The organism is Pseudomonas sp. GM80 (assembly GCF_000282515.1).
In the GTDB taxonomy this organism is placed as follows: domain Bacteria; phylum Pseudomonadota; class Gammaproteobacteria; order Pseudomonadales; family Pseudomonadaceae; genus Aquipseudomonas.
Genome location: NZ_AKJD01000272.1, coordinates 1 through 8,046, shown reverse-complemented (window position 1 = coordinate 8,046; position 8,046 = coordinate 1). Strand labels below are relative to the sequence as shown.

Sequence of the window (8,046 nt, the reverse complement as noted above, 5' to 3'; positions counted from 1 at the left end):
GAGTGAAACGAGGCTGCGATCTGTTGATCTGGTTTTTTCAGATCAAGATCAACAGATCGCAGCCTTCGGCAGCTCCTACAGGGTATGCGGTGTTAGATCTGTTCGGCCCACAGGTCGTATTCGTCAGCGTCGGTGACTTTGCACCAGACCTTGTCGCCCGGCTTCAGGTTGCTGCCGTTGTCGATGAACACGTTGCCATCGATTTCCGGGGCATCGAAGAAGCAGCGGCCAACCGCGCCTTGCTCGTCGACTTCGTCCACCAGTACTTCGATTTCACGGCCGATGCGCATTTGCAGGCGGGCCGAGCTGATCGCCTGCTGGTGCGCCATGAAGCGATCCCAACGATCCTGCTTGACCTCGTCCGGAACGATCTCCAGATCCAGATCGTTGGCCGGGGCGCCTTCAACCGGCGAGTACTGGAAGCAGCCGACGCGGTCGAGCTGGGCTTCGGTCAGCCAGTTCAGCAGGTACTGGAAGTCTTCTTCGGTTTCACCCGGGAAGCCGACGATGAAGGTCGAACGGATGATCAGATCCGGGCAGATTTCGCGCCAGTTCTTGATGCGCGCCAGGGTCTTGTCTTCGAACGCCGGGCGTTTCATCGACTTCAACACTTTCGGGCTGGCGTGCTGGAACGGGATGTCCAGGTACGGCAGGATCTTGCCGGCGGCCATCAGCGGGATCAGTTCGTCAACGTGCGGGTACGGGTAAACGTAGTGCAGACGGACCCAGACGCCGAGGGTGCTCAGCGCTTCGCAGAGCTCGGTCATGCGGGTTTTCACCGGCGCGCCGTTCCAGAAACCGGTGCGGTATTTCACGTCAACGCCGTAAGCGCTGGTGTCTTGCGAAATCACCAGCAGCTCTTTAACGCCGGATTTGACCAGACGTTGAGCTTCGTCGAGCACATCGCCGACCGGACGGCTGACCAGTTTGCCGCGCATCGACGGGATGATGCAGAACGAACAGCTGTGGTTGCAGCCTTCGGAAATCTTCAGATAAGCGTAGTGGCGCGGGGTCAGCTTGATGCCTTGCGGCGGCACCAGGTCGATCAGCGGGTTGTGATCTTTACGCGGTGGCACCACTTCGTGCACGGCGTTGACCACTTGCTCGTACTGCTGCGGACCGGTCACGGCCAGCACGCTCGGGTGCACGTTGCGGATGTTGCCTTCTTCCACGCCCATGCAACCGGTGACGATCACCTTGCCGTTTTCCTTGATCGCTTCACCGATCACTTCCAGCGACTCAGCCTTGGCCGAATCGATGAAACCGCAGGTGTTGACGACTACAACGTCGGCGTCCTGATAGGTGGACACCACGTCATAACCTTCCATGCGCAGCTGGGTCAGGATGCGCTCGGAGTCGACCAGTGCTTTCGGGCAACCCAGAGATACAAAGCCAACCTTTGGATTGGCCGGCGCAGGAGTGGTGGACATGTCTAACCTCGGTATTTTGTGACATCGCTTTCTGGGTGCGAAAGCCGACGGACGGGCGCTTAAGGTGCGCCTCTGATCAAAAAGTGCGCAATTCTAGCGGCGGGCAACGCACTTGACCAGCTTTATGCAGGGAAATACGACGAGTGCTGCGCTATGCTTCGCGCCGTTGAGCTTTACCAATTTTTTACAGTCAACAAATGGTCTGTAACAACAGGTAAAACAGCGCATGCTGCACCACAAAGCATAGTGCTTCATTCGAAGAAGCCGGTCTGGAATCAGGAGTTGTTGGATGGGTCAGGCAAGTAGTCATGCGGCAGGCGCCGAGGGTTCGGCCTCCAAGCCGCTGAGCATGCTGGTCGCGGCGGTCGGGGTAGTTTACGGCGACATCGGCACGAGCCCGTTGTACACCCTTAAAGAAGTGTTTTCCGGCGGTTACGGCGTACCGGTCAACCACGACGGCGTGCTGGGCATTCTGTCGTTGATCTTCTGGTCGCTGATCTGGGTCGTGTCGATCAAATACATGATGTTCGTGCTGCGCGCCGACAACCAGGGCGAGGGCGGCATCATGGCGCTCACGGCGCTGGCGCGGCGGGCGGCAGGGCATCGCAAGAAACTGCGCTCGTTGCTGGTGGTGTGCGGACTGATCGGCGCGGCGCTGTTTTACGGCGACAGCATGATCACCCCGGCGATTTCCGTTCTGTCGGCGATTGAAGGTCTGGGGTTGGCGTTTGATGGCATCGACCATTGGGTCGTGCCGCTGTCGCTGGTGGTGCTGGTCGGGTTGTTCCTGATCCAGAGCCACGGCACAGCGCGGATCGGCATCCTGTTCGGGCCGATTATGGTCACCTGGTTCCTCGTCCTCGGCGCCCTCGGCGTGTATGGCATTAGCCACACGCCAGAAGTGTTGCATGCGATGAACCCGCTATGGGCCGTGCGTTTCTTCACTGTGCACCCAGGCATGGGCGTAGCGATCCTTGGCGCTGTGGTGCTGGCGCTGACCGGTGCCGAAGCGCTGTACGCCGACATGGGCCACTTCGGTCGCAAGCCGATTGCCCGCGCGTGGTTCATCCTGGTATTGCCGGCGCTGGTGCTCAATTACTTCGGTCAGGGTGCTTTGCTGCTCGACAACCCGGAGGCGGCGCGTAACCCGTTCTACCTGCTGGCACCGAGCTGGGCGCTGATTCCATTGGTCGGTCTGTCGACCATGGCCACAGTGATCGCCTCGCAAGCGGTGATTTCCGGCGCGTTCTCCCTGACTCGTCAGGCGATTCAGCTCGGCTACATTCCGCGCATGTACATCCAGCACACTTCCAGCGACGAGCAGGGCCAGATCTATATCGGCGCGGTGAACTGGGCGCTGATGGTCGGCGTGGTCCTGTTGGTGCTGGGCTTCGAATCCTCCGGCGCACTGGCCTCGGCTTACGGCGTGGCGGTGACTGGCACCATGCTGATGACCACCATTCTGGTGTCGGCGGTGATGCTGCTGCTGTGGAAATGGCCGCCGATCCTCGCGGTGCCGGTGTTGATCGGCTTCCTGCTGGTGGACGGCCTGTACTTCGCCGCCAACGTGCCGAAGATCGTTCAGGGCGGTGCGTTCCCGGTGATTGCCGGTATCGCTCTGTTCGTGCTGATGACCACTTGGAAGCGCGGCAAGCAACTGCTGGTCGAACGCCTCGACGAAGGCGCACTGCCGCTGCCGATTTTCATCAGCAGCATCCGCGTGCAACCGCCGCACCGCGTGCAGGGCACCGCGGTGTTCCTCACTGCGCGTTCCGACGCCGTGCCGCATGCGTTGTTGCACAACTTGCTGCACAACCAGGTACTGCATGAGCAAGTGGTGTTGCTGACGGTGGTCTACGAAGATATCCCGCGCGTACCGCCATCGCGGCGCTTTGAAGTCGAAGCGCATGGGGAGGGCTTCTTCCGGGTGATCCTGCACTTTGGCTTCACCGATGAACCGGACGTGCCGCAGGCGCTGAAGCTGTGTCATCTGGATGATCTGGACTTCAGCCCGATGCGCACCACGTACTTCCTCAGCCGCGAAACGGTGATTGCTTCGAAACTTGAGGGGATGGCGCGTTGGCGTGAGGCACTGTTTGCGTTCATGTTGAAGAATGCCAATGGCAATTTGCGCTTCTTCAATCTGCCGCTGAACCGGGTGATTGAGTTGGGGACGCAGGTGGAGATGTAACTTCGCGTTATAGAAAGAGCCCCCGTCAGCCTTGTGGTTGGCGGGGGCTTTTTTGTGGGCGGCAACTTCAGATCAAAAGATCGCAGCCTTCGGCAGCTCCTACAGGGTTCGCATTCCATGTAGGAGCTGCCGAAGGCTGCGATCTTTTGATCTTCAAACCTCTACAAGCCTTCAGGCATCTCTGCTTCAGACTCGGTCTTCGTACGCGCAGGTCGCGGCATCAGCGCCTGAATCGCATCATCAATCAAGGCTTTGCCCATCACCGTCAGGTAATGCGCGGCCCAGGCATGGCGGTCGGTGTCTTTGATGAAGGCAGCGTCCTCGGCGAAGGATTTGGCGAGGGACAGCAGGTCGGAGGATTGGGACAAGGCATCAATGATCGGGATGCCGGAGCGGACGTTGAAGAACGCTTGATCCGAGTTGTGGAGGAAAGGGGTGAAGCCGATGGTTTTAAGATCAGATGGCGTTGACGGACCTTCTTTGTTCATTGTTTTTGCTCCCTAAAACGAGGAGCTGCCGCATTCGTTACCACACGAATGGGTGGCAGCTGTACGCAGGGTGGTAAACCGGGAGAGCAAAGAAACCGGCAGACCCGAAGGTCTCCCACGTACAGCTGCCATGACAGTGAATTACAGGCGTAAAAGAACGCCTGATGTCGTGATGGAGGCACTGTTGCACTTTGCCTAACCGGGTTACCACACCCGATCGCTGAATGGGTCAGCGACGTCCGGAGAGTATCCCGTCGAAAAACAGCGCAATAGAGCGGCAAAGCGCCCGAACACGAGTTTCGGAGTTTGCCTACAAGGTCTGTGGGCGTCATCTGATATTGCGAGACTGGAAGTAAACGATACTAAACGTCTGGCACGAAATAGGGTATGCAAATGAGCGAGGAGTGTATGACGGCATTATCGGAACAGGAAAAGCAGGATGATCTCGAGAATCTTCGAATTGAAGCCGAAGCAATGGAACGACTGATCAACCTCCATCCGGCTCAAGCGATCAGTCATGACGATATGCGGGCAAGATACGCTTGCCGGGACTAACGATTATTTGAGTCCAGCGCAATTCTCTTGTAGGAGTGAGCCTGCTCGCGATAGCGGTGTGTCATTTGGCAACTAGGTGGCTGACACTGCGCTATCGCGAGCAGGCTCACTCCTACAGGGGAATGGGTTCATCGTCCGAGATGTAAAAAGCCCCCGCAACCGTGAAGTTGCGGGGGCTTCTTGTGGACGTGGCTCAGATCACTCTTCAGCGACCTGGCTCGCCGCTTGACGCTTCTCGATCAAGTCCACCAAGCGCTTGGCCAGTGCCGGATAGTTCTCGTCGAAGTGGTGGCCGCCAGGCAGTTTCACCGCTTCACCGACTGCTGTCTTGTCCGTGCAACCGCTTTCATCGGTCTCTTCTTCACCATAGATGCACACAACCTTCGCCGCTGGCAGTTTGGCCATTTCCGGGCCGGTGGCGGCTTCTTTGCCGGCGTTACCCAGCCAGCCTTCGACTTCGATTTCGAAGCTGCCGGTGCGGGCGAAGGCCAGCAGGATGATCGCGTCTACACGCTGCTGCTCGGTGTCCGGCAGGCGGTTGTAGATCGCCGGCAACACATCAGCGCCGAACGAATAACCGGTGAGGATGAAGCGTTTGGTGCCCCATTTCTGCCGGTAGTGCTGCATCAGCTCGGTCAGGTCCAGCGCGCTTTGCTCTGGGCTCTTGTGCTGCCAGTAGTAGCGCAGGGTGTCGATGCCGACCACCGGGTAGCCAATCTTGGCCATTTCGCCCGCCACGTCGCGGTCGAGGTCGCGCCAGCCGCCGTCACCGGAGAGGAACAGGGTCACGGTGTCTTTCGCTTGGCCGGCCGGCACTTCAACCACCGGGATCGCCAGGCCGCCATTGGCCTTGTCGCCGCCGACGAGAATCTTGCGCAGTTCGTTGTTCAGCACTTGCGGCAGGTTGATGTCGTAATCGCTGATGCTGGTTTCGGCGTTCGGTTGATCGCGCACGAAACCTGCGCTGGCGTCGTCCGGGTTGTCGTTCCACGCTGCCAGCCAGTGACCGTGGGCGGCGGATTTTGGCAACAGGTGGGTGCAGCCACCTTTTTCCAGTGCCAGATCCACGGAAATGGCTTGGGCCTTGTCGTCTTTCTGCTCCGACAGCCAGCGCCAGGCCAGTACAGCGCCCGGGCCTATGCCGCTGACCAGCGTGGCCGGGCCGTTCAGTTCACGCAGACCCGATTGCAGGGCGCGGCTTTGCAGCAGGCAGTCCTTGGGCAGAATCACCTGAACGATCTGCGCCGAAGCGCTGCGGCTCAGGGTGGTCAGTTGTTTTTCAGAGAGTTTCTGGTCGTCGTTGACCGCGACCAGCACCTGCGCCTTGGGCTTGGTGCCCGGGATAACGCGGGTCATGGCGGCGCCATCGGCCGGGGTCAGTTGTTCGACGGTCGGTTCCGGTGCCGGGCGTTTGAGGTACCAGTAACCGCCGCCGGCAATCACGGCCAGCACGATCAGTGCGGCCAGGATGTACTTCAGGGAGCGTTGAATCATCAGCGTTTCACCAATCCAGTCAAGCCGCCCGCGATCAGGGCAGCAGTGTCGGCCAGCGCCACCAGCGGATCGAGTCCGGCGGGCACGGCCATATAACGGGGTTCCCAGTCAGGCTGGAACTTGTCTTTGAAGCGGCGCAAGCCTTGGAAGTTGTACAGCTGCTCACCACGGCGGAAAACCATCGAGCCCAGACGCTGGGTCAGCGGTGCACCACGCCGGGGTTGCAACCCCGACAACGGCACCATGCCCAGGCTGAAGCGCGCGTATCCGTGACTCTTATAGTGTTGAATCAGGCCGACCATCATGAATTCCATAGTCAGCTTGGGGGCGTCCGGGTGTGCGCGCATCAGGTCGAGGCTGGCCAGGTCATGGCTGTAAGTCTCGAGCAAGTTGGCGAACGCCACCGGGCGACCTTCGAAGCGAATCACCGCGATGCGGAAATGCTTCAGGTAATCGTCGCTGAAACGGCCGAGGGAGAAGCCTTTCTCACGCACGTTCTTACCGGTCAGCCAAGCATCGGAAATCACTTTCAGCTCGTCCATCGGCGCCTGGCCGGGCTCGTGGATTTCCAGCGACAAGCCATCGCGGGTGCCACGGTTCCAGGTGTAGCGCAGGTCCTTCATCTCTTTGCCCTTGGCTTCCAGGTCAAAGCGAAGCAGGTCGACCCGGGCTTCTTCGCCGAGCTTGATCGCGGTCAGGCCGATGTCCATGTAGTACGGCAGGTTCTCCGCGCGCACTTGGTAGAACACCGGGCGGGCGTGGTGAATATCGCAGAGGTCGCGGAACTGCCAGATCATCTCGGCACGTTGCTGGCCGGGGCCGATCGGGTCGTACAGCGCCACCAGGCTGCGGCCACGCCGCGCGTACATCAGGAAGGCTTCGTCGTTCTGGTGAAACAGCAACGCTTTGTCACCGGTCAGCGCGAGGCCGCCGTCGGGCTGCGACGAGGCCATCAGGATCTTCGCCGCGCGATCGAGTTCGTCGGGTGTCGGCAGGTGAATGACCGGGCGCGCAGTGCGCAGCAGCCAAGTTAGCGCGATCACCAACAGCAGGACGGCGGCGCCGAGCAGCGAACGCAGGCCGCGCGGCGCGTCAGCATCCAGGGTGAACTGCCACCACAGTTGATGGCTGTACGGCACGTCTTGATAGGCGAACAGCAGCAGCCAGGTCGAAGCGCCGAGCACACAGAGGCTGGCCACCAGATACAGGGGGGAGAAGGGCAGTTCGGTGAGGCGACTCGGGCGATAGAACGAGCGACGAAACACACCCAGCAGCGCAGCCGTCAGGGTCATCAGCGTCGCTTCTTCCCAGTCGAAACCTTTGAGCAGCGAGAGCAGGGCGCCAACCAGCAACAGAATGGTGGTTAGCATCCACGCGGCCGAGAGGCGACGACGCAGGCCTTGAGCGAGCATCAGGCAGAGCACGCCGATCAGGCTGGCGCCGAAGTGCGAGGCGTCGACCAGACGATGCGGGATCAGAAAGCCAATGTGTTCCAGACGCGTGTCGATCTCGGGTGTGGCGCCGGAGAACAGCAGCACCACGCCGGACAGGAATACCAGCACCGCCAGAATCGGTGCCGCCAGACCAGACGCTGCACGCATGGTCTGAGTCTGAAACAGGCGCTGACCTTCATTGATCAGCAGGAATACGCAGGCGACCAGCAGCGGCAGTACCACATAGATCAGGCGATACAGCAGCAGGGCGGCGGCCAGTGGTGCGGCACCGAGCTTGTCGGCGAAAGCGGCCAGCAGGATCGCTTCGAACACACCCACGCCGCCGGGTACATGGCTGAGCACGCCAGCCGCCAGTGCCAGCAGGTACACCAGCAGGAACGCACCAAACGGCGGCGCTTCCGGCAGCAACAGATAAAGGACAGTGGCGGCAGCCG

At 60.2% G+C, this 8,046-nt stretch carries 5 protein-coding genes; 1 reads left to right on the top strand and 4 read right to left on the bottom strand.

The genetic code is table 11. The features are described from left to right. Nucleotides 1-92: 92 nt before the first annotated feature. Nucleotides 93-1,430: a 30S ribosomal protein S12 methylthiotransferase RimO gene (gene rimO / locus PMI37_RS30755; protein WP_008088939.1), complete on the bottom strand. Its 1,338-nt coding sequence runs from the start codon at nt 1,428-1,430 to the stop codon at nt 93-95. Between the two features lie 349 nt (nt 1,431-1,779). Here rimO and PMI37_RS30750 point away from each other — a divergent pair, with 349 nt between their 5' ends. Further along, on the top strand, nt 1,780-3,621 hold the full coding sequence (locus PMI37_RS30750; protein WP_443216831.1) for a potassium transporter Kup: 1,842 nt from the start codon (nt 1,780-1,782) through the stop codon (nt 3,619-3,621). Between the two features lie 161 nt (nt 3,622-3,782). On the opposite strand, the gene PMI37_RS30745 is transcribed toward PMI37_RS30750, so the two are convergent. The 3 genes from PMI37_RS30745 to mprF all read right to left on the bottom strand — a co-directional run. After that, nucleotides 3,783-4,109, bottom strand: coding sequence for a DUF3077 domain-containing protein (locus PMI37_RS30745; RefSeq protein ID WP_008088935.1), 327 nt, complete (start codon nt 4,107-4,109; stop codon nt 3,783-3,785). Between the two features lie 753 nt (nt 4,110-4,862). Further along, on the bottom strand, nt 4,863-6,158 hold the full coding sequence (locus PMI37_RS30740) for a virulence factor family protein (RefSeq protein ID WP_008088934.1): 1,296 nt from the start codon (nt 6,156-6,158) through the stop codon (nt 4,863-4,865). Beyond that, on the bottom strand, nt 6,158-8,046 hold a 1,889-nt coding region (gene mprF, locus PMI37_RS30735; RefSeq protein WP_008088931.1), incomplete at its 5' end, for a bifunctional lysylphosphatidylglycerol flippase/synthetase MprF. The genes PMI37_RS30740 and mprF, both read right to left, overlap by 1 nt.